Below are 23,687 nucleotides of genomic sequence, written 5' to 3' on the forward strand. Positions count from 1 at the left end.
GGACAAAATCAATTGAAAAGAGGGCTTATGGATTCACCTTTCGCCACTCTGCGAATTGATTCTCCTATCAACTCAGCCATGCATAAGACGGTCAGTCTATCACACTTTTTCACTTTTTCTTCCTGCGCGATTGTGTTTGTTATCACAACTTCTTCGAAGCGCGAAGCGTTGATTCTTTCAATCGCCGGGCCCGAAAGAATGCCGTGCGTGCAGCACAACGAAACACTGCTCGCGCCTTCTTTCATAAGAACTTCGGCGGCTTGAGTGGCTGTTCCGGCAGTGTCAACCATGTCGTCAATTATTATCGCGTGCCTGTCTTTAACGTCTCCGATTATGTAATCAATGTCCGCCACGTTCGGGGCGGTTCTTCTTTTTGTGGTCATCGCGATTTCAAGACCCATTTTGTCGGCGTAGAACCGCGCGCGCTCCATTCCGCCGGCGTCCGGCGAAACAACAATGGCGTTCTGCCCGTCATATTTTTTGTTCAGGTAGTCAATTATCACGGGAGACGCATAAAGGTGGTCAACCGGAACGTCAAAAAAGCCCTGTATCTGTCCCGCGTGCAGGTCAATGGTCATCACGCGCTTCACACCGGCGTTGACGATTGTGTCGGCAATCAGTTTCGCCGAAATAGGTCCGCGCGGTTTTACCTTTCTGTCCTGCCGTGAATAGCCGTAATATGGCATCACGGCGGTAATTGAAGAGGCGGACGCGCGTTTGAGAGCGTCTGTAATTATCAGGAGTTCCATCAGGTTTTCATTGACGGGCGGGCAGGTGGACTGAATCACAAAAACATTCGCCCCGCGCACACTTTCAACAATCTCCGCGTAGATTTCGCCGTCGCTGAATCTGTGCAGATTAACCTGCCCCGGTTTGACGCCGATTTTTTCGCACACCGACTCAAAAAGCGGAGCATTGGAACTTCCGCTGAACACCTTTACCGTTTCATCTAAACCGGGCACTTAAAAAACCTCTCAAAGCCACAAAAAACCCGCCGAAAAGGCAGGGTTAAGTAAGTATAGACGGAAGGGGGGATTATGCAAGAGGATGGGCGGGGGTAGGTGCCCTTAGTGAAGTTTTAACTAAAGTGAAAAAATCACCAAAAACTTAAAAAAACCACCATAAACACTGTTGCCAACTCTGTTACAAAGGTCGCTACTAAGGCGGAACACAGAATTGAGACAATAAGAGAAAGCAATGGATTAGGAATTGCAGAATAAAACACCGTTAACCACAAAATGTTAACAGTAAATAGAAAAAAAATAATGGGAATCAATGGAATCAAAAAATGCAGAAATCCGAACAAAAAAAACAAACCAAGTAGCCCGATATATATGTCAAAATGAGAGAAAGAGAAGGATTTTTTGAAAATAATATTGCGCTCTTGGGTTCTGATACGCTGTAGTTTTTCACCAAATGGCTCTTTTGGGGGTTTACATGAATCTTCCCAAAGTTCAGCGGGACTTTTTAAATTTTCCTCAGTTTTTTTCACTGCCTACTTCCTGAACTTTCCGAAATCCACTTCGCGTTTTTCCACAAACGCCTCAACGCCTTCTTTTGATTCTTCGGTAAGGTGGAAAAGTTCAAGAGAACTGAGTCCCATGCGCGATATGCCGAAAATGCTGTCGGTGTCGGCGTTGAAAGAGTATTTTGCCACTTTGATGGCGGTTGGGCTTTTATCAAGAATTTCATCGCACCATTTGTTCACTTCGGCGTTCAGTTTAGTGGTAGGTACAACCGCGTTCACAAGTCCCATTTCAAGAGCCTCTTTTGCCGTGTATTTGCGGCACAGATACCACATTTCACGCGCTTTTTTCTCGCCGACAATCCGTGACAGATACGCCGTTCCAAATCCGGCGTCCACACTTCCGACTTTCGGTCCCACTTGCCCGAACACGGCGTTTTCAGCCGCGATTGTCAAATCGCACACAACTTGAAGCACGTTTCCGCCTCCGATGGCGTAACCCCTGACCGCCGCGATAACGGGTTTGGGAATGTTGCGGATAAGGTAGTGGAGTTTTGCCACATACGCGCCGACTCCGAGCAGGTTGTCATTTTTCACGGATTTGGATTTTTTCGCTTTCTGGTCTCCGCCTGTGGAGAACGCTTTGTTTCCCGCTCCGGTGATAACCACCACGCCAACCGTTTTGTCCTTCCACGCATCCGTAACCGCATCTACCATCTCACACAATGTTTTTGCCCGAAAAGCGTTCAGAACACCCGGACGGTTGATTGTGATGACCGCACGCCCTTTGGATTTTGAATATTTTATGTCTTCAAATTTTGCCATAACTATCCTTTATACCACTTGGGCGCCGCGCCGCCCGTCCAGATGTTGACGGTTTTTGTTTCAAGGTAGTTTTCAAGCCCTTCGGCTCCGAGTTCCTTTCCGAAACCGCTTTGTTTGAGTCCGCCGTAGGGGGTTTGTGGAACAATTCCGCCGTAGGTGTTAATCCACAGATAACCGACTTTGATTTCGCGCGCGCACCGGTTTGCCCTGTTTGTGTCGCTTGTCCACACGCCTCCGGCAAGTCCGTATTCGGTGTCGTTCGCGATTTTTAACGCTTCCGCTTCGGTTTTAAACTTCATCGCCGCGACCACCGGACCAAAAATTTCCATCTTCGCCGCGATATTTTTCGGGCTTACTTTTTCAAGAACGGTCGGTTCGAAAAACCAACCCTTTCCCCGCCGCTTACCTCCGCCGCAGGCGATCCGCGCCCCCTGTTGCACGGCTTGGTCCACGCAATCTTTGACCTTTTCAAAATGCTCGCGCGAAATGAGCGCGCCCATTTCCGTGTCCGGCTTTTCGGGGTTGCCGATTTTTATTTTCGCGATTTTTTTCAAATACGCGCTCATGAACTTGCCGTAGATTTTTTCATGCAGAAGCAGTTTTGTAACAGCCGTGCAGTTTTGTCCCTGATTGAAGAAACCGCCGCGCAGGCACGCCTCAACCGCCGCGCCGATGTCTGCGTCATCAAAAACCACGCATGACGCCTTGCCGCCCAGTTCAAGGGAGACCGGTTTTACATCGTCCGCCGCATTCTTCATAACGGTTTTACCCGTTTGCGTTGAGCCCGTGAAAGCGATTTTCGCCACTCCTGAGTGACGCGACAGTGCGTCTCCCGCCCGTGCGCCCGCGCCTGTTACAATGTTGAGAACACCGGCGGGCAAGCCCGCTTTCCGGACGCAGAGTTTCGCGATTTCTGTTATGGCGACCGATGTGAGTTCGCTCGGCTTCACCACAACCGCGCACCCAGCCGCGAGCGCGGCGGAAATTTTCCAGAACGCCAGAAGAACCGGAAAGTTCCACGGCACGATTTGAGCCGCCACGCCAACCGGCTCTTTTATTGTGAAAGATGTCTGATTTGCCGAAACGTCAATGGTTTCACCGCCGATTTTGACGGCAAGCCCCGCGAAGTATTCAAGGGTTTTTACCGAACCGCCAATCTCCACGAGTTTGCTTTCCCTTATGGGTTTTCCGGTCTCGCGCGTGTTGGCAAGGGCGAGCGCATCTGAGTTTTTTTCAAGAACTCCTGCAATTTTTCTCAAAGTTTTCGCTCTTTCGGCGGCGGGAGTGTTTTTCCACTTTTCAAAAGCGCGGCTCGCGGATTTTACCGCTGAGTCAACTTCTGTTTTTCCGCAAAGCGCAACTTCCGCGAAAGGTTTTTCCGTGGCGGGATTTTCGCGCGAAAGATATTTCGCCGCACGCGGCTTTGTTTCGCGTCCGTCTATAAACGGGTGGCATTTGATGACCGGAGGCATATTTTCCCTTCAGAAAGGTAGTTTATAGTAGTAAGTGTTGATATGAAAACGCGGCAACGGAGGAAACGATAATGAGCAATGCGATGAAAGCGGAGGGAAAGTGTTTGTGCGGGACGGTGGTTTTTAAGACGAAAGAGGCGAGCCCGCTTGTGGGCGTGTGCCACTGCGAGATGTGCAGAAGGTGGGGAGGCGGTCCGTTTATGGGGATTAATTGCGGTTCGGATGTGTCGTTTGAGGGCGGGGAAAACATAGAGGTTTTTAACTCGTCCGACTGGGCTGAGCGGGGCTTTTGCGGGAAGTGCGGAACGCACCTGTTTTACAGAATAAAGCGTAACAAAATGCACATGATGCCCGTGGGGCTTTTCGGCGACAAATTGCCGCTGAAATTCACTCACGAGGTTTTTATTGATGAAAAACCCGGTTTTTACGATTTCTCAAACGAAACCGAACAAATGACTGGCGAAGAGTGCTTCGCGAAGTTCGGGGAAGATGGGTGATTAACGCACTGATTTTGACAATCTCCCCTTTTTTCCTGTAAGTTAAGCCCTGTTTCTTTAACGGAGGAACCGGACAATCACTCTCATAGACAGCATCTATAAAAAAGTTGTTGAGCGCGGCGAAAGCATAGATTTTGATGAAGCGCTCGCGCTTACTGAGATTTCCTCATCCGCGATAGGCGAGCTTATGTGCGTCGCGCGCGATGTCACGAAAAAACACCATGGGGACGGCGTTTTTCTGCGCTCAATCATCTCCGCGCAGACCGGAAACTGTCCTGAAGACTGCTCATTTTGTTCGCAGTCCGCCCATTACGACACTGACGTTGAAGCCCACCCGCTTATGGCGGACGAAAAAATCCTCCGCGCCGCGAAACAAGCCGAGACAATGGGCGCGATGGATTTCTGCATAGTCATAAGCGCCAAGGGACCCACACCGCGCATTTTCAAGCGTGTTCTCGGAGCGGTTGACATGCTCAAGCGCGAAACCAATCTGAAAATCGGTTGCTCACTCGGCGAACTTACCGAAGAGCAGGCGATTTTGCTCAAAGAGCACGGCGTCTGGAGATACAATCACAACATAGAGACCTGCCGTAGCCATTTTCCAAGCATTGTTACCACGCACTCCTACGAAGACAGAGTGCGCACGGCTGAAATCGTTAAACAAGTCGGCATGAATCTATGTTCGGGCGGAATACTCGGAATGGGCGAAAGCACGCGCCAACGGGTTGAATTCGCCTTTGAAATACGCGATCTTAACCCGAACTGGGTTCCCATCAACTTCCTCAACCCGCGTCCCGGAACGCCGTTTTCAAATTTTGAGCCGATTCAGCCTCTTGAAGCGGTGAGAATGATTTCCATCTGGCGTCTTGTTCTTCCAGACAAAATCCTGATGATTTCCGGCGGCAGAGAGGTAACGCTCAGAGATTTGCAATCAATGGGTGTTTTCGCGGGCGCGAACGCGATGATAATCGGCAACTACCTCACAACGCCCGGAAGGTCTCCGGAAGAAGACCTCAAGATGCTTGAAGACCTTGAAATGCCGGTTCGTACCGACATAGCGAACTGAAACTCCGGCCGGGGTGTCTTCATACCATGTCCACAGGACGCAACAACATTTGGCACCCTTTCACGCAGATGAAAGAGCATGAGGATTCTCCCCCGCTTATGATAGAGAAGGGCGAGGGGTCTTACCTTATAGATTCCGAAGGCAACCGTTACATAGACGGCGTTTCATCGCTGTGGGTGAATATCCACGGGCACAGTGTTTCAGAGATAGAGGACGCGGTCAAAAACCAGTTGAACAGCATAGGCCACAGCACACTTCTGGGGCTTTCAAACCCCGCCGCCGAAGACCTTGCTGAAAAACTCGTTCGCGCCGCCCCGTCCGGGCTCTCAAAGGTTTTCTTCTCCGGCGACGGAGCGTCAGCCGTTGAAGTGGCGATTAAAATGGCGTTTCAGTATTGGAAAAACAAGGGAGAAACGCGCGCAAAGTTTATTTTCCTTGAAAACGGCTATCACGGAGACACGCTCGGAGCGGTGTCCGTCGGCGGGATAGACATGTTTCACTCCGCTTTCAAGCCTCTTTTGTCGGAAAATTTCAAAGCGCCTTCGTATTATTGCTATCGCTGTCCGCTTTCAAAAACCTATCCGTCGTGCGGAGTTGCCTGCGCCGATGAAATTGACCGTATTTGCTCGGAACACCTCGGCGAGATAGCGGCGGTAATAATTGAACCCTATGTTCAGGCGGCGGGCGGAATGATTGTGTCGCCTCCGGGATACCTCGAAAAAGTCAGAGAGATTGCCGACAAGCGCGATGTTTTGCTGATAGTGGACGAAGTCGCCACGGGGTTTGGCAGAACCGGCAAGATGTTCGCGTGCGAGCACGAAGATGTCTGCCCCGATATGATGGTTCTTGGCAAAGGGCTTACGGGCGGATACACGGCTTTGTCCGCCACGCTTACGACTAAGCGCGTGTATGAGGCGTTTCTCGGAGATTACGAGGAGTTCAAAACCTTTTTCCACGGACACAGTTATTCGGGCAATCCGCTTGCGTGCGCGGCCGGAGTTGGCAACTTCATGGCTTTTGAGAACCGAAAAACACTTGAGAAACTGCCTGAAAAGATTGAATTTTTTGAGAACGAACTCAAAGAGTTCAACTCAATTGAAAATGTTGGCGATGTCAGAAACAAGGGGCTTATGGCGGGAATTGAACTTGTAAAGGACAAAAGCACAAAAGAGAAATATCCCGCAGGCGAGAAAATGGGCTGGAAGGTCGCGGAAAAGGCGATGGACTACGGCGTTTTGTTGCGTCCGCTCGGAGATGTTGTGGTTTTAATGCCTCCGGTGGGGATTGAGATGGATGATTTGAAAAAACTTATGAAGGCGACCTACAGGGCGGTGCGGGAAGTTGCCACAGAGAGCTGAATCCGTATTGTGAACAATCCTGAATTCTCGTGTATAATCGCACAATCCGTTTACTTCCTTTAGGGGTGAGGAAGAATGCGGTTTCCCGGAATTGGTAGTGGCAAATGGGTTCGGCAAGAAAAGTCAAAAACGGCCTTTCAGAACATAAAAAATTCAAGGGTATAGTTCGTCGCATAGAAACCGTGTATGAAAACATCTCGCCCGCCAAATACCCGAACGAAAAACGCCGTCTTCAATACGAACTTCTGAAAATTCAGCAGGATGTTGTCAAACACGGGCGCCGTCTTGCAATTGTGTTTGAAGGTAGGGACGCCGCGGGCAAAGGCTCCACAATCAAGCGGTTCACCGAGCATATGATGCCGCGCCATTACAGAATTGTTGAGCTTGGGGTCCCAACTCCGAAAGAGTCAAAAAACTGGCTCCGCCGCTATATGGAACATATGCCGTGCAAGGGTGAGATAGTGTTTTTTGACCGCTCGTGGTATACGCGCGCCCTTGTGCACTCAACAATGGGATACTGCACGAAAGCGCAATACAGGTATTTCATGGAAAATGTTCTCAAGTGGGAGGAGGGTCTTTTTGACCGGGGGATTGAAGTCGTTAAGTTCTATCTTTCCGTGGACATCAAAACCCAGCTTGTCCGTTTCAATGAAAGAATGAAAGACCCGCTCAAATTCTGGAAACTGTCGCCCCATGACCTCAAGGCGCGAAATAAATGGGCGCGGTTTTCACGATACAAAGAGCAGATGTTTCAGCGCACTTCTTCGGAAGATCTTCCGTGGGTCGTCATAAACTCTAACTCAAAGCGCGAAGCGGCTCTTACGTGCATGTTGTATCTCGCCCGCCTCAACGGGGCGGATTTTACTCCACTTACGGGCGAGTTGATGGAAACGGAATACGAGATTGATTTCAAAGGGGTGAATTTCAAGGGGTTGACCGCTCGGCAGTATGCGGTCATAGCGGGTTTGATTGAGCAGGAAAAACACGCGGATGTATAACGAGCAGTTCATCAAATCGGTTGGACTGCCGCAAATGGAGTCCGCCGGCGGGTTGATTGTGAACGATTCGGGTTCGGTTCTTTTTATTATGAAGGGCGGAAGGCTGGACCTTCCGAAAGGGCGCGTTGAGGGGTCTGCGTCGCGTGAAGAAACCGCGTTGCGCGAGGTTGTTGAGGAGACCTCAATTGAGTCTGATTTGCTGACGATTATCAGCCCGCTCTGCCAGACCTTTCATCTGACTTCCTACGGGAACAACGAGTACATAAAAAAAACCAAATGGTTTGTAATGGAATACACCGGAAGCGGCGCGAGTCTGAAACCCCAGTTGGAGGAAGGCATAACGGATTGCAGATGGATTCATCCGGACAGTTTTAAGATATTCAAAGGCGCGATGCGCCCCCGCATATACTATGTGTGTTCCCTGTGGAAAAAGCTCTTCTTTGAGAGAGGGATTCACAAAATTCTTCTCAACAAGGCGACGGGCTGATTTTTAATGAACCCGCTTGACCGTATTGATTTCGAACTTTCAGCCATACGCGAAAAGAGGCTTTTTCGTGAACTGACCGAACTTCAAAGCGGACAGATTCCCGAAGTTTTAATCGGTGGCAAAAAATACATTCTTCTCGGTTCAAACGGTTATCTGGGGCTCGCCGCGCACACAGGAGTGAAAAAAGCCGCTCGTGAGGCGCTTGAAAAATACGGTGCGGGAAGCGGCGGTTCGCGGCTTGTCAGCGGAACTACAGACCTTCACCGCGAACTTGAGGAGAAAATAGCCGCTTTCAAAAAAACCGAAGCGGCGATTGTTTTCAGTTCGGGTTATCTTGCCAACATCGGCACAATTCAGGCAATTGCGGGCGCGGGCGATGTTATTTTCAGCGATGAACTCAACCACGCTTCAATAATAGACGGTTGTTCGCTTTCGGGCTCGGAAGTCAGGGTTTACCGTCATTTGGATTTCGGGCATTTGGAGGATTTGATAGTCGCGGAAAAATCCGCCGCCGCGAAACTGATTGTTACCGACACTGTTTTCAGCATGGACGGAGATCTCGCCGATTTGTCCGCGCTTTGCGAAATCGCCGAAAAACACAATTGCGCGCTTATGGTTGATGAGGCTCACGCGACCGGGGTTTTGGGCGGGCGCGGCAGCGGCGCGACCGAGCATTTCGGGGTTGAAAGCAGGGTGGGCGTTACAATGGGGACGCTCTCAAAAGCGGTCGGTTCAACCGGCGGATACATAGCGGGGAGCAAAAAACTCATTGAGTTCATACGCAACAGGGCGCGGAGTTTTATTTTTGACACTTCGCCTCCCGCGTCCGCGCTCGCGGCGTCTCTTGCGGCAATAGAAATTATAGAGCGCGATTCGGCGATGCGATTCCACCTCTGGAGGATGGTTGACATGTTCAAGACGGGGCTTGAAAAAACGGGGCTTGAAGTTCTGCCCTCGCAGTCCGCGATTGTTCCCGTTCTTATCGGAGAACCCGATGACGCAATGAAATTTGCGGCGGCTTTGCGCGAAAACGGCGTTTACACGCCCGCCGTCCGTCCGCCGTCCGTTCCGCCCGGAAAGTGCAGAATAAGGGCGTCAATTATGGCGACTCACGAAAAGACGCATATTGAAAAAGCGGTTAAGGCGTTTGCGAAAGCGAAAACTTCAGTTCTCTGAATTCCTTTGCTTACAGCAGCTTTCTTCGATAGATTGAAAGAAGTTTCTTTCAGTTAAGGAGGCGGTTCAATGAAAGCGGTTATCTACAACAAACCCGGCGATGTAAGTGTGGAGAAGATTGCCGACCCGAAAATTCAGGATGAGCGCGATGTCATTCTCCGCGTAACAAAAAGTGCAGTCTGCGGTTCAGATCTGCATTTTTATCGCGGAATTGTTCCGATGGACGAGGGGTTTGTGGTCGGTCATGAATTTATGGGAGTAATTGAAGAAGTTGGGAAGGGCGCGCGCGGCTTGAAAAAAGGCGACAGGGTTGTCGCTCCCTTCTGGGTGAGTTGCGGTTCATGCGTTCACTGCAAAAACGGATTGCCTACTTCTTGCGGCGGCGGTGGCGGATGTTTCGGTTTCGGGGAAGGGTTTGGCGGCTACGGCGGCGGGCAGGCTGAGTTTGTCAGGGTCGCTCTTGCCGACACAACGCTTGAAAAGGTTCCAGAAAAGATTGAGGACGAGAAACTACTTTTTCTCGGAGATGTGTTTTCAACTTCTTATTACTGCGCCGAACTCGCGGACATTAAGCCGGGGCAAACGGTTGTGATTTACGGGGACGGGCCGCTCGGACTTCTTGCCGTGCCTTCGGCGCGGCTTTTTGGCGCGGCGGAAATTATAGTGGTGGGGCATCACAAATACCGGCTTGATATGGCGAAAAAAGCCGGCGCGGACACCGTGATTAACTCCTCAAAAGAGGATGCGACCGAAAGAATAATGGACATTACCGGAGGGGTTGGCGCCGATGCGGCTCTTGAATGCATCGGCTCTCAGGACGCTTTGCTTGATACATTCAAAGTAACCCGCCCGGGCGGAGTGATTTCTTTCATCGGACTTTTTCTTGAGCCCGTGCCCGTGCCTATGCTGGATTTTTACCTGAAAAACTTCACTCTTCGCGGCGGCGTGTGCCCCGCGAAAAACTACATAACGAAACTGCTTCCGCTTGTTGAGAATGGAACGGTTGACCCGTCTTTCATAATCACGCACGACCTTCCCCTTGCGGACACGCCAAAGGGGTATGAAATTATGGATAAACGGACGGACAATGCGGTCAAAGTCGTTTTGACGCCTTAAGAGTTTTTATCCGTTGTCATATTTACCCTCATAAATTCCCAAAGCCGCGTCCAGAATTTTGTGTCCGAGCGCGTCTTTGGTCATAAGCGGAAGGGATTGAGGTTCGCCTTCGGGTTTTATAAAAACTGCCTGATTTGTGTCCGTGCCGAAACCCGAGCCTTCGGCTGAAACGTCATTGGCAACTATCATATCAGCGTTTTTCTTTTTCAATTTTTTTTGAGAGTTTTCAATGATTGACTGCGTTTCGGCGGAAAATCCGACAACAACGGATTTTTTTCCACGCCCGTTTTTTTTAAGAGATTTGCCGACCTCTTCCAGAATGTCGGGTGTTTTTTCAAGTTGCAAACACATAGTTTCAGAGGTCTTTTTAATTTTTTCCTTTTCTTCCTTCGCGGGCGCGTAGTCTCCCACGGCCGCCGCTTTTATGACAAAATCTGCGTCCCCGGCATTTTCCATCACCACATCAAACATCTCCTGAACGGATTTTGCTTCCACACGCCGCATTCCGGGCAAATCAATTCCCGCGCCCGCGCCCGACACGAGAACAACATCGGCTCCCCGCAACCAGCCTGCGCGCGCTATGGCGCATCCCATCTTGCCGGTTGACGGATTGGATATGAAACGCACGGGGTCTATGTACTCACGGGACGCGCCTGCCGTAACCAGCAGTTTTTTTCCTTTGAAGTCATCGGGAGCGACCGCTCTTTCGATTTCAGCGATAATTTCCTCCGTTTCACTCAGCCGTCCCTTTCCTTCCCATCCGCAAGCGAGGTCTCCCTCCGCCGGTCCCACAATTACAACACCCGCGCCCGTGAGTTTTTCAAAATTGCCGCGCACAAGCGGGTTTGAATACATATTGACGTTCATTGCGGGGCACACAACCACCGGGGCTTTTGTGGCGAGAATTACGGCTCCGAGCAGAGTGTCCGCGATTGCGCCCGCCATTTTGCCGATAAATGAAGCGGTCGCCGGCGCGACAACAATCGCGTCCGCGCCGTCCGCGAGCGAGATGTGTCCTATCTCCGATTCCCATTGTAGGTCAAACGGGTCTGAAACCGCCTTTTTGCCCGAAAGCGTTTGAAGCGTCAGCGGCGTTATGAATTTTTCGGCGTTTTTTGTCATAACAACCTGAACCTGCGCGCCACGCCGCATCAATTCTCTTGTGATTTCACATGATTTGTAGGCGGCGATGCTTCCGGTTACACCGAGCACGATTTTTTTATCTTCAAGAACGCTCATATTATAAAAATATAGAGAAACGGTGCGGCAAGGGCAAGTTTCAGAAGTCCGCCAGATCCGTTACCGCGCCATCGGAAGCCGAAGACACAAGCCGCGCGTATTTGGCGAGCGTTCCGGTTTTTTCTTTAGGAGAGGGCTTTTGCCAGCGTGCGGCTCTGCGTTTCAATTCCGCCTTTGAAACCGCGATGTTGATTTCCCGTTTCTTCGCGTCAATGGTGATTTTGTCTCCCGTTTTTACAAGCGCCAGCGGACCGCCGACCGCCGCTTCGGGTGTTACATGCCCAACAACGAATCCGTGACTGCCACCGGAAAATCTCCCGTCCGTTATAAGCGCGACATCGTCTCCAAGCCCACTGCCGACCACAGCAGCGGTTGGTCCAAGCATCTCCCTCATTCCGGGCCCGCCCTTGGGCCCCTCGTAGCGGACGACAATTACGTTTCCTTTTTTAATCTTTCCGGCGAGTATAGCTTTCATACTTTGCTCTTCGGAATCAAACACAATCGCGGGGCCGCTGAAAGAGTTTCCCTCTTTGCCCGTTATTTTTGCCACTGCGCCTTCGGGAGCCAGATTTCCGCGCAGTATTACCAGATGACCGTCTTTTTTGAGCGGTTTTTTGAGCGAGCAAACAATTTTCTGACTCGCGGGATATTTTTTCGCTCCGCGCAGATTTTCCTTTAAAGTTTTTCCCGTTACGGTCAGACAGTCTCCGTGCAGAAGCCTGTTCTCAAGCATTGTTTTCATAAGAGGGAGCAGTCCGCCGATTTTGCAGAAATCCGCCATCATATACGTTCCGCTCGGTTTTAAGTCGGCAAGAACGGGCGTGCGTTTACCTATTCTGGAGAAATCATCAATTGACAGTTTCACGTTCGCCGATTTTGCCATTGCGATGAGGTGAAGCACGCTGTTTGTTGAACCGCCGAGCGCCGTTACGACCGCGATGGCGTTTTCAAACGCTTTTTTTGTCATTATGTCGCTCGGCTTAATTCCCTTTTTCATCATATTTAGAACCGCTTTTCCGGCTTCCACGCAGTCGGTGTTTTTTTCGCGCGAAATCGCAACCTGAGCCGATGAGCCAGGCAAACTCATCCCCATTGCCTCAATCGCCGATGCCATTGTGTTGGCGGTGTACATTCCCCCGCACGAGCCGGGTCCCGGTATTGCGTCGGATTCTATTTTTTTTAGTTTGCCCGCGCTTATTTCACCGCTCGCGTGAGAGCCGACCGCTTCAAAAACCGACACTATGTCCACATCTTTTCCATCGTGGCAACCGGGCATTATCGTTCCGCCGTAAACAAAAACCGCAGGGCGGTTCAGGCGCGCAATCGCCATCATGCAGCCGGGCATATTTTTATCGCAGCCGCCAATCGCGACAAGTCCGTCAAAACCCTCCGCCGCCGTGACTGTTTCTATTGAGTCCGCGATTACCTCTCTTGAAACGAGGGAATATCTCATTCCCGGAGTTCCCATTGAAATGCCGTCCGAGACCGTAATTGTGTTGAAAATAACGGCTTTTCCGCCTGCACGGTTTGCTCCGTTTCCGGCGCGGATTGCGAGTTTATCTATGTGCATATTGCAAGGGGTTACCATGCTCCATGTTGAAGCAATTCCCACAACGGGACGGGAAAAATCTTTGTCTTTGAATCCGACCGCCCTCAGCATCGCACGGCTGGGAGCGCGGTCGGGGCCTTCAACGTAAATTGAGGAGAACTTTCTGAGGTTTTTATTTTTTGCCATTGGTAACTCCGGTTCGCAGGGTTTTTAAGCATATACGCCCGCATATTTCAGTCAATTGCACGGGTTTTCGGAGTTTGATGTTACGGTTATTCTCGCGAAACTTGAGATAGTTATTGTTTTCCAGCGGTTGCGGTTTTTGCTCTCAATGCAGAATGATTTGTTGCTTGAAGTTCCTCTGGGTCTGAAAACTATTTTTCTAATTTCGGTTTTTCCGCCTTTCTGAAAAACTTTGTATGGAATTGCGTTTTCAATAATCGGCTTCGTCGCGCCGGAGGGTTCACAATTTTCGCCGCCTTTTATAGTGAAAAGTTTCCACTCATTTGCCTTGTTTGCTTCTCCGAGCGGAATACAGACCGCGTACGGCTCATGCCTTGTTATGGCGAGCATTTTTTCCGCCTTATATGGGTTTCCACCTTTTGCGCCGCGCTTTCAAAACGGGATTTTTCCGCGTATTGGATAAGGAACGGAAGAGATAGCCCGACTGTCACCGCCGCTACCGTAAGAACAAAAAGCAACTCAATAAGTGAATATCCGCCGTTTTTCATTTCGGGTTCCGCTCTAATTTCCGCCGCCACGAATTCATCGTCACATTTCCGTTTCGCACCGAATAAACCGCTTGTATTTCGGTTGAAAAATTACCCGAGCGCCCGAGCGCGGTAAGTATAAAAGTTTCACTCACGCCCGGAAATTCAGCGTTCGCGCCCGTCACTTCGCCGATAATTTCAGAAACACATTTTTCGTCGTTTCCTTTGAGGCATTGCTCTATGCTGATTTCCGCTTCAACAAGAACCCTTTCGGCTTCCCGAAGGGATTTGCCGATCGCGATGCGGTTAAATGATATTTTTAAGTCCGCGACTGAAACGAAAAATCCCGCCGCGACAACCGCAGACATTGTCGCCACAATAAGGAGCGCGATTATAATCGCGAAACCGTTTTCATTTTTATTCATCGTATGTTTCTCGGATTTGCCACGACCGAATAGGTTTTGATTTCATAAGGGTTTCCGGGATTTTGAAGCGGCGCGGGCGATTTCAGTGTGAGGGTTACCTTTACGGCTTCAAGTGTTTCGCCTCCGGGAACGGAATTTTGAAGACCGCCTCCCGAACTTGTGAAAAAACCGATTTGAAAATCCTCAACCAGCAATTCCCCTCCTCCCGTCGTTAGAGACTGATTTCTTGAACTGTCGCTGTTGCGGATTTTCAAGATTCCCTTTTCAACGAAAAAACTTTTTTTAATCGCAATTTGTCCTTCGTATGACAAACTCTCAAAAGTAATACAGTCCGTGCCTCCTTCTTTTGCCGAAGACGGGTCGCATTCCCGGCTGTCTCTGTCTATTTTTCCTCCGCCGTCAACAAAACGTATGGGCGGCAACCCGCTTCCATACGCGCCCGAATTTTTTATTTCATCGGAAATTATTGAGAGGATTGAATGGGCGACATGGTCCATTTTGCTCGTGTTTATCAAAAATGTTTGAGTTTTTGACTGTTTTGAAATCGCTGAAAGCCCGACTGCCGTTAAAACCGCGAGCAATACGGCGGAGAAAAGAAATTCCAGCAGAGTGAAACCGCGCTCTTTATTTCCGCGAAACACGGATGAACTGCTCTCCTCTGAATGAGTTTTTTCCCACACAGGCGATGTATTTTATTTTTACCGCACCTTCGGTGGATTCCGGTGCGCGGCAGACTGTGCCGGAATTTTCCGCGATTTTCTCGCAGTCCAGTCGCGACAGATTTTTACACGAAAGTTCCGAAGTTTGAATGTGGCTGAAAATCTCTTCAATCGGATTTGTCGCGCCGGATTTTACGAGAGTTCCGAGCCGTCCCCTGTCTCTTTCCATCAGAGATTCAATTTCTGTCTCCGCGACCAGAGCTGCGTTGCCAAGAGCGCGGTTTTTCAGTGTTGCCGAATGAATTTCAAGCGCCGCCGCCACACCCGCCGAAACAATAAGCATGGCGAACAGCGATTCCAAAAGCGTAAATCCTTTCTCACCGCGTCTCATCTTCCATTCTGTTGAAAAGGTTGTCGCCTTTTTTGACTTTCGCGCCCGCAGAAAAAATTCCCCATCCGGTTGAAAGATGTTTTTGTGGAGAGTTTTTGAGCGATTGTTCAAAGCCCAGTTTTCTCCACAGGTTTTCCGCCGTTCCGGGCATAAACGGATATGTGTAAACGGCAATTATTCTCAACGATTCGCAAAGTGTCCACAGAACCGCCGAAAGTTTTTCCGTATCGCCTTTTTTATGAATTTCCCACGGCTTTGAGTCTTCAACGAATTTGTCCGCCTCGGCAATGAGTTCCCACAAAAGGGAAAGTGCTTTGCCGGGCTGGATTGCGTCCATTGCGGCGGGAATTCCGGAGGCGCAACTTTCCACGCGTTCTTTTACGGTGGAATTGTCGCATCCCTCGCCGTCTGAGTCCGGAACCGCGCCTTCAAAATATCTCTCAACCATTCCAAGAGTCCGGCTCGCGAGATTTCCAAGCCCGTTTGCGAGGTCGGAATTAATTCGCGAAATTAAGGATTTGCGCGAAAAATCCCCGTCTTTTCCAAATGGAATTTCCCTCATCATAAAATATCTGAATGCATCAACACCGAACTCGTCCGCAATTTCAACCGGATTTACCGAATTGCCCAGAGATTTTGACATCTTTTCCCCTTCAACCGTCCACCACCCGTGTGCGAAAACCCTCTGCGGCGGCTCAATGCCGGCGGACATAAGAAAAGCAGGCCAGTAAACCGCGTGAAACCTGATGATGTCTTTGCCTACCAGATGAAGGTTCGCGGGCCAGATTTTTTTGAATTTTTCCGCGTCTGATTCAAATCCCGCCGCAGTCAAATAATTGGACAGCGCGTCAAACCAGACATACATGACGTGTTGCGGATTTTCCGCAACTCTCACACCCCATGAAAATGTCGTGCGGCTTATGCTCAGGTCTTTCAGCCCGGATTCCACAAAGCTGCGGACTTCGTTCATCCGCTCTTTCGGCATCACAAAATCGGGGTTCTTTTTGTAATATTCAAGCAGGGGTTTCTCATACGCGGAAAGTTTGAAGAAAAAACACGGCTCCTTGATTTTTTCAATGTTCGGACGTTTTTCCGGAGGCATTTTATTAATTTCCTCCATCTGTGTTTCCGTGACGAAACTTTCTTCGCGCACGTCATACCAGCCTTCGTATTCACCGAGATAGATGTCTCCCGCGTCAAGCGAGGCTTTGAACAGTTTTTGAGCGCATTTGATGTGCCTTTCTTCGGTGGTTCTTATGAAATCGTCATTTTCAACGTTCAGTGTCTGCCACAGCGAGTGAAACCTTTCCACGACCCTGTCTGCGAGTTCTTTTGGCGTTTCTCCCGTTTGCGCGGCGGTTTGCTCAATTTTTCTGCCGTGCTCGTCCGTTCCGGTCAGAAAAAAAACCGGTTCGCCGCGTAGCCGCCGCCAGCGCGCCAGCGCGTCCGCCGCCACGGTTGTGTAAGCGTGACCTATGTGCGGCAGGTCGTTTACGTAATAGATGGGGGTTGTGATGTAGTAGGCTTTCATCCGGTGTCAGAAGCGGACATGAAACTGCGCCGAGCCGGTGTAATGGCGCATATCCTCTCTAAATTCAACCTCGTAACCGATTTTCAGAGCGAGGTGTTTATTGTCCGACATTATAATTTTTCCACCGGCGGCATAGCGGAGTTTGTCTTCGGTTCCGTTGCGGAAAATATTGTAATCGGTGTTGAAGAGGCTTGCGGGCGCGGGTTTGTTGTCCGCAGAGAAATCGTAGTAAATTCCGCCTTCTATTTCCGGCTGCACGGTTGTTCTGAGAACGGTTTTCAGCGGGTTGAAGGCGATGTTAATTTTCAGCCCCGCTTCAGTGGAAGTGGTTTCTCTTGTTTTCAGGGAAATGCCGAGCCCTCCGGTTTCCCGGTAAGGGTCAATTGACGACCTTCCGAACATAAAGGACGCTTCGGGTTTTATTCTTACAGGCAAGTTTTTCAACATTTCCACCCCCGCGGACACCTTCGCTCCGTAAACAAGGACATCGCTTTCTCCGCTGATTATGCCCGTGGTTGACGCGAACCTTTCCGATTCATAGTCATGCACGCCCGCGGAAACAATTCCAGTCGCGGAAAGTCTTCCGTGGTCGTATTTTGTGTAGATTGCTCCGTGAAAACCTTCGGTTTTTTCCGTTACGCGCTCGCCTGTTGTTTCCAGAAAAGAAGCGGCTCCTGCAATTCCCACGCCCATTCTTTCGTTGAACAACAGTCTGTGAATTCCCGCGAAGAATCCGCGTGAGCCGATTTCATACAAATTCCCCGAAGAGGTCTTTTCAAAACCGCCGCCGAAAATTCTGTAAGTCGGAGCTGGCTGAGGGCTCTCCCACAGCATAAGATGAACCGCCTCAACCACACGGTCCTCAATGGAACTGAAGAATTTTCTCTGAAGGTCTATTATTTCGTAGTCAACGCCTCCGTGCTCGCTTGGAATCAGCTCGGTTATCTGCGCTTCCGAAGTGCGACCATTGCCAATTTCCTCAACCGTTATTGATGAATTCTGGTCAACCCTGCCTGCGACCAGAGATGCTTGAATGACAGTCGCAAGTTCGCGCGGGTTTGAGCCGTTAAACGCCGTTTCTATCTCCTGACGCGCGCCTTCTGGTGAGTCAAAAGCCACGCGCAATCCGTTGTCTTCGTGCACGACGTCGGTGAAAAGACCGGGGTCTGTAATTTCAGTGTTCTCGTCTATGCCTGCGGTGTCGCCTTCAAAAATGGGAATTGACATGTTTGCGGTTTGCGAAAGGTCAAACGCGCTCAACCCCCGCACATTGATTGAGGAATTGGCGGCTGTGTGGATGCTGCCAGCGATTATTTTTCCTGAGTTCGCGGCGGTCCCGTTTCCTCCGCTTGCCGGTATTTCAATCACTATATTGAATGAGAGATTTCCCTGTTCAACGGACAGATTGCCCGATGTTCCCAAATCAACCGTTCTTTCTATGGAGAGAATTCCCTCTCCCGTTTTCCTGAGCGATTCAAAGTTTCTGTAAAGCTTGTCCGCGCCAACATTATTTCCGTTCAAAACGCGGGTTGTACCAACGCTCGCGTTCACGTTGATTGTGTCCGTTCCGTCTAGCGCGTCTATATATTCAATGCCGCTGTCGCTCACGCTAACGGTCCACATGTTGTCATTGTCGGACAGTTCCGCGCGCTCGAAGTTTTGCAGTCTCGCGAGTGCAGAGCCGTCATGGTTTCCATCTCCGAATATAGCCGTGTCTGTTCCGCCGAGCGCGTCAATGTTTTCAAGCCCGCGACCATTTTCCGTAACCGTCCACATGTTGTCATTGTCGGACAGGGTTACCTGTTCAAAGTTTCTGTAAAGTCCGTCCGAGGAGTTTATGTTTACCGCGCTGTGGTTGCCGTCTCCGAACGCGAGCGTGTCTGTTCCGCCGAGCGCGTTTATCCACTGCCATCCCGAAGTTGAGTCACTTGCCGAAACAACCCAGATGTCATTGTTGTCGCTTGTGGCGACCGCGACCTGTTCAAAATTCGAATAGTTTCCATAGGCGGGCATAGTTAAATCTCCCACGGAGAATGAAGAGTCCGCCGCGTTGAAAGAATTGTCGTTATTGGCGTCTTCAAGGATTTCTTCAAGCATGTCGGTTCCGCCGCCCGCGTTAATACTTTCAAGGTTCTGGTCGTTGTCCGTAATAGTCCAGATGTTGTTGTTGTCGGACAGAGTTACACGTTCAAAATTTCTGTAAATTCCGTCTGAGTTTACGTTCACCGCGCTGTGGTTGCCGTCTCCGAACGCAAGCGTGTCTGTTCCGCCGAGCGCGTCAACTCTTGAGAGACTCCTGTTGTTGTCCGTAACCGTCCACCTGTTGTCATTTTCGGACAGGGTTACCTGCTCAAAATTTCTGTAAATCCCGTTCGCGCTTACGTTTGATCCGCTACGGTCTCCGAGAGCGAGCGTGTCTGTTCCGCCGAGCGCGTCAATGTACTCAAGGTTGAAATCGCTGTCCGTTGCCGCCCATGTGTTTTCCGCGTCAGACAAGAACGCCTGTTCAAAGTTTCTGTAAAGCCCGCTTGAGGAGTTTACGTTTACCGCGCTGTGGTTGCCGTCTCCGAACACAAGAGCGTCCGAGCCGTTCATCGCGTCAATGAAGTTAAGGTCGCTGTCGTTCGCGCCGACAAACCATACGTTGTCTTCGTCCGACAGGGTCGCCTGTTCAAAATTCCTGTATCTTGACAGCACCTCTCCGTTATGGCTTCCGTTGCCAAACGCAATTGTGTCTGTTCCGCCGAGCGCGTCAATGTTTTCAAGCCCGCGATCATTTTCCGTAACCGTCCACCTGTTGTTATTGTCGGACAGAATTACCTGTTCAAAGTTTCTGTAGCGTCCGCCTATGCTCATGTTTGCCGATGAGTGGTTGCCGTCTCCGAGTGCGAGCGTGTCGGTTCCGCCGCGCGCGTTTATCCAAGTCCATTCCGTTGTAAAATCGGCTGCCGAATTGACAACCCACGTGTCATTTTCGTCCGTCATGCCAATGGCGATTCTCTCAAAATTTGAGTAGTTTCCGTATTCCGGAGAAGCCAGCAGTTGTTCCGGCGTGGATGATATGTCGTCCGCGTTGTAGGAGTTGTTACTTTGGCCGTCCCGGAGCATAATTTCCAGAATGTCCGTTCCGCCAAGCGCGTCAATGCTTTCAAGGTTGATGTCGTTGCTTGTTTCCGCCCAGGTGTCAGCTCCGTCAGACAGAGTTACGCGCTCAAAGTTTCTGTAGTGTCCGCTTGAATGAATATTATTCGCGCTGTGGCTTCCCGCGCCGAGAGCGAGCGTATCCGTTCCGCCGAGCGCATCAATGACTTCAAGGTCAGAGTCGCCTACGGTAAAAGACCATGTGTTGTCATTGTCGGACAGCGTTGTGCGTTCAAAATTTCTGTAAAATCCGTTTAAGGAGTTAATGTTCGCCGCGCTATGGTTGCCGTCTCCGAGCGTGAGCGTGTCCGTGCCGCCGCCCGCGTTTACCCACTGCCAGCGGGATGTTTCCTCGTTTGTTGAAGCGACCCATGTGTCGTCCGCGTCCGTTGTTGAAACCGCGACCTGCTCAAAATTCGAATAGTTCGCGAAAGCCGCGTCGGTCGCCAGAGAGTCCACGGAAAATGCGGAGTCCGCTATGCTTAAAAGCCCGTCTCCGGTTAAGTCCGTTATGGAGGTTTCAAGAGTGTCCGTGCCGCCGCCCGCATTAATGCTCTCAAGGTTCTGGTCGTTGTCCGTAACCGTCCAGTTGTTGTCGTTGTTTGAAAGGAATGCGCGCTCAAAATTTCTGTAGCCCCGGCTCTGGGTTAGTTGAGATGAGGTGGTAACCCCGTCTCCCAGTATTACTGTGTCCGTTCCGCCGAGCGCATCAACGTATTCAAGGTCTGAATCGTTAGAGCCGATAGTCCATGTGTTGTCGTTTTCTGAAAGGGTCGCGCGGTTGAAGTTCAAATATTTCGTCAAATCGTTGCCGCTGTGGTTGCCGTCTCCGAACACAACCGTGTCCGCCGTTCCGCCGAGTGCGTCAATGACAGAGAGTCCGCCGTCGTTGTCCGTAACCGTCCAGATGTTGTCATTGTCGGAAAGTGTTACCTGTTCAAAGTTTCTGTAAACGCTTGAGGAGTTGATGTTAACCGCGCTGTGGTCTCCGTCTCCAAGCGCAAGCGTGTCTATTCCGCCGCGCGCGTTTATCCACTGCCAGCGGGATATCTCCTCGTTTGTTGAAGAGACCCATGTGTCGTTCGCGTCCGTTGTTGAAACCGCGACCTGCTCAAAATTCAGGTAGTTCGCGAAAGCCGCGTCGGTCATCAGAGAGTTCAGGGAAAATGTGGAGTCCGCTATGCTCAAAAACCCGTCTTCGTTTGAGTCCGTTACGGAGGTTTCAAGGGTGTCAGTTCCGCCGCCCGCGTTAATACTTTCAAGGCTGGTGTCGTTGCTTGTTCGCACCCAGATGTCGTCTCCGTCCGACAGGGTTACGTGCTCAAAGTTTCTGTAAAGCCCGCTGGCGCCGATGCCGTCCGAGTTGCGAAGCAGGTTTCCGACCGAAAGCGTGTCTGCGCCTCCGCGCGCGTCTATGAATTCAAGCAACACGTCGTTGTTGGTTACGGTCCAGGAGTCATTGCCGTTTTCCGACAAGTAAGCGCGTTCAAAGTTTCTGAACACTCCGCCCGGGTGAATTTCCACTGCGCTGAAGTTTCCGCCCGCGCCCGTAACAGTAATGGAGTCGATTCCGCCTCCAAAGTCCTCAAACGAACCGTTTGTGAAAAACTCCGTGCTCAAAGAGGGGATTTGGAGTTCGTCATCATCGGCTCCTTCAATAATGCTCATGTTGACGGTTTCGCCGTCTGATATGGTTCTGACAACCGCTTCCGCCGCCGGATTATGACAGAAAAGAATGAGCGCGTAAATCAGCAGAAAAACCGGATTGCCAATTATTTTTCTCATAATGATTTTGCTCCGGCAAATATTTCTGAAACGTGAAGTGTTTGTTGTTTTGTCGACAAACTTTTTACTCTGTTGCGTTCCCTGTTTTTAATACGAATTTCTTACTCTATATGTTTGCTATTTTTAATACAAAATTCTCAAGCGCTATGCGGCAGTTGAGATTTCGCGCTTTTATGCCCGCCATCGTGTTTTCAAATTCAAGCGCTTTCTCAACTATTTCAGAGGGTTTGCGCCGCCGGGCGAAATCGGCGGAAACATCGCTCAAAGCGCCGTATGTGAATTCATTTGCTCCCGCGCTTGCCCGTAGCAGGTCGCGAATCCACAACGCCGTGAATTCGGCGAAGTTTTCTGCTTGAACTCTCTGTTCCGCGTTTCCTTTCGCTTTGCCGAGCAGATTTTCCACGAAAGCGAAAACCTCAGACGGTTTGCGCGCGTCAATTCCGGCAAGGGCTTTGACCGTTTCCACTATTTTGCCCGCCTCTTCGGAGGTGATTTTTAACGCCTTGCCGGGGCTGCCGTCGGTGATTTTTACCGCGAGTTCAATCTCTTCCGCCGAAAGTTCGCCCTTTTCGTTGAGTTTTTCGCGCGCGACCGTTCCGTCAAGTTTTCCGAACCCGACTGTGTGGCATCTTGAGCGTATGGTTGGCAGAATCATCAGAGGCAGGTCGGTTATGAGAATTATGACCGAGTAGGGAGGCGGCTCTTCAAGTGTTTTCAAAAACGCGTTCTGCGCGTTTGAGTTCATTCTCTGCGCGCCGTCAACAATGAAGATTTTGTATTGAGATTCAAAGGGTTTGAGAAAGATTCCCCTCTCAATCCCGTTCCGCACGTTGTCAACCGTGATGGCGTTTTTGTCTTTGTATTCAAAAAGTGAAACATCGGGATGGATTTTGGCGTCAATCCTTTCGCAGACCGGGCAATCCCGGTGCGCGCTTTCCGCCCGCCCGCGCTTTTCGGGGCATATCAACTCTTTTGCGAATGATATGGCGGTGAGTTTTTTTCCAACGCCTTCTGGACCGGAAAACAGGTAGGCGTGAGCAATCCGTTCGTCCGAAGCTGCTCTTTGAAGGGTTTTTTTCGCAAGCGAGTGTCCGTCTATTTCTTCAAACATATTCTTAACCAATTTCCCTTTTGACCGCCGCGCAAACCGCTTTGTGGGTGTCCGCAATTTCCCCGGTCGCATCAATGACTTTGATTCTCTCGGGCGAGTTTTCCGCTTCGGACAAAAATCCCGAACGCAGGAGGCTGTAAAAGTTTTTCGTTTCCCTGTCCATTCTGTTGGAGTCTTTGACGGTTTTTTTCCTGTTTTGTAAACGTTGCATGCACTTCTCAATGGGCACATCAAGAAACAGTGTGATGTCCGGCACAACTCCGAGCGCTGACTTTTTTGCCACCGATTTTACAAATTCAAGGTCAATACCCCTTCCGTAGCCCTGATAGACGACCGTTGAGTCAAAGAATCTGTCCGAAATGACGGTTTTCCCTTCGTCCAGAGCAGGTTTTACCACTTTTTGAACATGGTGGATTCTGTCGGCGCAAAACAGAAAAATCTCCGCGAGAGGGTCTATTTTTTTCATCCCCTCCATAAGAATTGTGTTTCTTATGCTTTGCCCTATTTCCCCGCCGTCTCCGGGCTCGTGTGTAAGCGCAGTTTTTTCGCCCTTTTTTTCAAGGCGGTCGTGCAACAACGCGGCTTGCGTTGATTTTCCGCAACCGTCAATTCCCTCAAAAGTGATAAACATAGGACTGATTGGCGGCGCGATACCGTTTAACATTCTTGAAATAACACGCCTTATA

At 50.3% G+C, this 23,687-nt stretch carries 22 protein-coding genes; 7 read left to right on the plus strand and 15 right to left on the minus strand.

All coding sequences use genetic code 11. From position 1 onward, the window contains the following. Positions 1-8 precede the first annotated feature (8 nt). The 4 genes from prs to GKS04_01815 form a co-directional block, all read right to left on the minus strand. A complete protein-coding gene (gene prs / locus GKS04_01800; protein QMU55923.1) occupies positions 9-962 on the minus strand; it encodes a ribose-phosphate diphosphokinase in 954 nt (317 codons plus the stop codon). Between the two features lie 134 nt (positions 963-1,096). Further along, entirely contained in the window at positions 1,097-1,492 is a 396-nt protein-coding gene (locus GKS04_01805; GenBank protein QMU55924.1) for a hypothetical protein, read from the minus strand. Between the two features lie 3 nt (positions 1,493-1,495). Continuing rightward, positions 1,496-2,290, minus strand: coding sequence for a 1,4-dihydroxy-2-naphthoyl-CoA synthase (locus GKS04_01810; protein QMU55925.1), 795 nt, complete (start codon positions 2,288-2,290; stop codon positions 1,496-1,498). 2 nt (positions 2,291-2,292) lie between these two features. Further along, entirely contained in the window at positions 2,293-3,762 is a 1,470-nt protein-coding gene (locus tag GKS04_01815) for an aldehyde dehydrogenase family protein (protein ID QMU55926.1), read from the minus strand. Positions 3,763-3,833: 71 nt separating this feature from the next. On the opposite strand from GKS04_01815, the gene GKS04_01820 reads away from it, so the two are divergent. The 7 genes from GKS04_01820 to GKS04_01850 all read left to right on the plus strand — a co-directional run bounded on the left by GKS04_01820 (position 3,834) and on the right by GKS04_01850 (position 10,460). Next, on the plus strand, positions 3,834-4,259 hold the full coding sequence (locus GKS04_01820; protein QMU55927.1) for a GFA family protein: 426 nt from the start codon (positions 3,834-3,836) through the stop codon (positions 4,257-4,259). Positions 4,260-4,446: 187 nt separating this feature from the next. Then, entirely contained in the window at positions 4,447-5,325 is an 879-nt protein-coding gene (gene bioB / locus GKS04_01825) for a biotin synthase BioB (protein ID QMU55928.1), read from the plus strand. A 26-nt stretch (positions 5,326-5,351) separates the two neighbouring features. After that, a complete protein-coding gene (gene bioA, locus GKS04_01830) occupies positions 5,352-6,683 on the plus strand; it encodes an adenosylmethionine--8-amino-7-oxononanoate transaminase (GenBank protein ID QMU55929.1) in 1,332 nt (443 codons plus the stop codon). 104 nt (positions 6,684-6,787) lie between these two features. Further along, positions 6,788-7,681, plus strand: a complete 894-nt coding sequence (locus GKS04_01835; protein QMU55930.1) for a polyphosphate kinase — start codon at positions 6,788-6,790, stop codon at positions 7,679-7,681. Then, on the plus strand, positions 7,653-8,168 hold the full coding sequence (locus tag GKS04_01840; protein ID QMU55931.1) for an NUDIX domain-containing protein: 516 nt from the start codon (positions 7,653-7,655) through the stop codon (positions 8,166-8,168). Before GKS04_01835 ends, GKS04_01840 begins: the two co-directional genes overlap by 29 nt. 6 nt (positions 8,169-8,174) lie before the next feature. After that, on the plus strand, positions 8,175-9,344 hold the full coding sequence (bioF, locus tag GKS04_01845; GenBank protein ID QMU55932.1) for an 8-amino-7-oxononanoate synthase: 1,170 nt from the start codon (positions 8,175-8,177) through the stop codon (positions 9,342-9,344). Positions 9,345-9,413: 69 nt separating this feature from the next. After that, positions 9,414-10,460, plus strand: coding sequence for a zinc-binding dehydrogenase (locus tag GKS04_01850; protein QMU55933.1), 1,047 nt, complete (start codon positions 9,414-9,416; stop codon positions 10,458-10,460). Positions 10,461-10,466: 6 nt separating this feature from the next. Here GKS04_01850 and coaBC read toward each other — a convergent pair whose 3' ends face one another. The 11 genes from coaBC to tmk all read right to left on the minus strand — a co-directional run bounded on the left by coaBC (position 10,467) and on the right by tmk (position 23,665). Continuing rightward, positions 10,467-11,699 carry a bifunctional phosphopantothenoylcysteine decarboxylase/phosphopantothenate--cysteine ligase CoaBC gene (gene coaBC / locus GKS04_01855; protein ID QMU55934.1) on the minus strand — a complete coding sequence of 411 codons (1,233 nt, stop codon included), beginning with the start codon at positions 11,697-11,699 and terminating at the stop codon, positions 10,467-10,469. Between the two features lie 40 nt (positions 11,700-11,739). Next, positions 11,740-13,434, minus strand: coding sequence for a dihydroxy-acid dehydratase (gene ilvD / locus GKS04_01860; protein QMU55935.1), 1,695 nt, complete (start codon positions 13,432-13,434; stop codon positions 11,740-11,742). 51 nt (positions 13,435-13,485) lie between these two features. Next, positions 13,486-13,821 (minus strand): hypothetical protein, encoded by a 336-nt coding sequence (locus GKS04_01865; protein QMU55936.1) that lies wholly within the window; start codon positions 13,819-13,821, stop codon positions 13,486-13,488. Further along, positions 13,809-13,979 carry a prepilin-type N-terminal cleavage/methylation domain-containing protein gene (locus GKS04_01870; protein ID QMU55937.1) on the minus strand — a complete coding sequence of 57 codons (171 nt, stop codon included), beginning with the start codon at positions 13,977-13,979 and terminating at the stop codon, positions 13,809-13,811. The genes GKS04_01865 and GKS04_01870 overlap by 13 nt, the downstream gene beginning before the upstream one ends. Continuing rightward, positions 13,976-14,383 (minus strand): hypothetical protein, encoded by a 408-nt coding sequence (locus GKS04_01875; GenBank protein ID QMU55938.1) that lies wholly within the window; start codon positions 14,381-14,383, stop codon positions 13,976-13,978. The genes GKS04_01870 and GKS04_01875 overlap by 4 nt, the downstream gene beginning before the upstream one ends. Continuing rightward, a complete protein-coding gene (locus GKS04_01880) occupies positions 14,380-15,063 on the minus strand; it encodes a prepilin-type N-terminal cleavage/methylation domain-containing protein (protein QMU55939.1) in 684 nt (227 codons plus the stop codon). The genes GKS04_01875 and GKS04_01880 overlap by 4 nt, the downstream gene beginning before the upstream one ends. Next, positions 15,008-15,433: a prepilin-type N-terminal cleavage/methylation domain-containing protein gene (locus GKS04_01885; protein ID QMU55940.1), complete on the minus strand. Its 426-nt coding sequence runs from the start codon at positions 15,431-15,433 to the stop codon at positions 15,008-15,010. Before GKS04_01885 ends, GKS04_01880 begins: the two co-directional genes overlap by 56 nt. After that, entirely contained in the window at positions 15,420-16,964 is a 1,545-nt protein-coding gene (metG, locus tag GKS04_01890) for a methionine--tRNA ligase (protein QMU55941.1), read from the minus strand. Before metG ends, GKS04_01885 begins: the two co-directional genes overlap by 14 nt. Before the next feature lie 6 nt (positions 16,965-16,970). Continuing rightward, complete coding sequence (locus GKS04_01895) at positions 16,971-21,890, minus strand: hypothetical protein (GenBank protein ID QMU55942.1); 4,920 nt, start codon at positions 21,888-21,890, stop codon at positions 16,971-16,973. 106 nt (positions 21,891-21,996) lie between these two features. Further along, positions 21,997-23,073, minus strand: a complete 1,077-nt coding sequence (locus tag GKS04_01900) for a hypothetical protein (GenBank protein ID QMU55943.1) — start codon at positions 23,071-23,073, stop codon at positions 21,997-21,999. Then, the gene (gene tmk, locus GKS04_01905) at positions 23,006-23,665 is read right to left on the minus strand and encodes a dTMP kinase (GenBank protein QMU55944.1); all 660 of its coding nucleotides are present in this window, start codon (positions 23,663-23,665) and stop codon (positions 23,006-23,008) included. The genes GKS04_01900 and tmk overlap by 68 nt, the downstream gene beginning before the upstream one ends. Positions 23,666-23,687 lie beyond the last annotated feature (22 nt).

The sequence above is a fragment of the Candidatus Mycalebacterium zealandia genome (assembly GCA_014075295.1).
Classification (GTDB): Bacteria; Desulfobacterota_D; UBA1144; order Nemesobacterales; family Mycalebacteriaceae; genus Mycalebacterium; species Mycalebacterium zealandia.